This window comes from Alcanivorax sp. HI0083 (genome assembly GCF_001635175.1).
This window is the reverse complement of the sequence record NZ_LWFX01001385.1, coordinates 1-1,805: the sequence shown is the minus strand read 5'-3', so window position 1 is coordinate 1,805 and position 1,805 is coordinate 1. Positions and strand designations below refer to the sequence as shown.

Sequence of the window (1,805 nt, the reverse complement as noted above, 5' to 3'; positions counted from 1 at the left end):
CACAGCACCGGGATGCGCTCTACGTCACCGTTGGCACGGTGCATGACCAGTGTGAGCTCAGCCCGCGGAGCCGGGGTGCCTTCCACATCAAACGTTTCCGTACCGTCGATGTTCAAGGTCTTGCGCGTTGTCCCTTCCTCGAACTGCAGGGGCATTACCCCCATGCCGATCAGGTTGGTGCGGTGGATACGTTCGAAGCCTTCAGCCACGATGGTTTCCACCCCGGCCAGCGCTACACCCTTGGCGGCCCAGTCACGGGACGAGCCCTGACCGTAGTCGGCACCAGCGATAATGATCAGCGGCTGTTTACGCTCCATGTAGGTTTCAATGGCTTCCCACATGCGCTTCACTTCGCCTTCCGGCTCAACCCGGGCCAGAGAGCCCTGGATCACATTGCCCGCTTCATCCTTGACCATTTCGTTGAACAGTTTCGGATTGGCCAGCGTGGCACGCTGGGCAGTCAGGTGATCGCCACGGTGGGTTGCATAGGAGTTGAAGTCTTCTTCCGGCAAACCCATCTTGTCCAGGTACGCCCCTGCCGCACTGTCCAGCAGGATCGCGTTGGACGGCGACAAGTGGTCCGTGGTGATGTTGTCCGGCAGCACAGCCAGTGGACGCATGCCTTTGAGCGCGCGGGCTTCGGCCATGGTCCCTTCCCAGTAAGGCGGGCGGCGAATGTAGGTGGACTGTGGACGCCAATCGTACAGCGGGCTCGCTGCACGTACACCATCGCCTTTTTTCTCGAACATGGGAATGTAGGTCTTGCGGAACTGCTCCGGCTTCACCGCAGATTTAACGATCGCATCGATCTCTTCATCAGACGGCCAGATATCCTTGAGCATGATCGGGTTGCCGTCCTGATCGTGGCCCAACACATCCTTCTCGATGTCGAAACGAATGGTGCCGGCGATAGCGTAAGCGACTACCAGTGGCGGAGATGCCAGGAACGCCTGCTTGGCGTAGGGGTGAATCCGGCCATCAAAGTTCCGGTTGCCCGACAGCACAGCGGTGGAATACAGATCACGCTCGATCACTTCTTTCTGGATTTCAGGATCCAACGCGCCGGACATGCCGTTACAGGTGGTGCAGGCAAAGGCCACCACATCGAAGCCTAGCTGCTGCAGCTCGGGCAGAAGGCCTGATTCTTCCAGGTACATTTTTACCGTCTTGGAACCGGGCGCCAGAGAGCTCTTAACCCAGGGCTTACGAATCAAGCCCAGCTTGTTGGCGTTACGGGCCAACAGACCCGCACCGATGATGTTGCGCGGGTTTGATGTATTGGTACAGCTGGTAATGGCAGCGATGATCACGGCGCCGTCAGGCATCAGGCCTTCTTCCTGCTTCCATTCCTTGGCAATGCCACGGCTGCCCAGCTCGGAGACCGGCAGTAAAGAGTGAGGATTGGAAGGACCTGCCAGGTTACGACCAACGGATGACAGATCGAACGACAACACGCGTTCGTATTCCGCTTCTCTCAAACCGTCAGCCCACAGGCCGGTTTCCTTGGCGAACTTTTCTACCAATGCCACCTGATCATCTTCACGGCCGGTGAGGCGCAGGTACTCAATGGTCTGATCATCGATAAAGAACATGCCAGCGGTAGCACCGTATTCCGGTGTCATGTTGGCAATGGTAGCGCGATCGCCAACGGACAAGCTGTCGGCCCCTTCGCCGAAGAATTCCAGGTAGGCACCAACAACACGTTCTTTACGCAGGAATTCGGTCAATGCCAGCACCAGGTCGGTACCGGTGATACCCGGATGCAGCTTGCCGGTCATCTCCACACCAACGATATCCGGCAGACG

At 58.0% G+C, this 1,805-nt stretch carries 1 protein-coding gene; it reads right to left on the bottom strand.

Going from position 1 to position 1,805, the window contains the following annotated elements:
• Positions 1-1,805 (bottom strand): aconitate hydratase AcnA (gene acnA / locus A3754_RS20930; protein ID WP_063521220.1); only part of this gene is annotated, 1,805 nt, incomplete at both ends.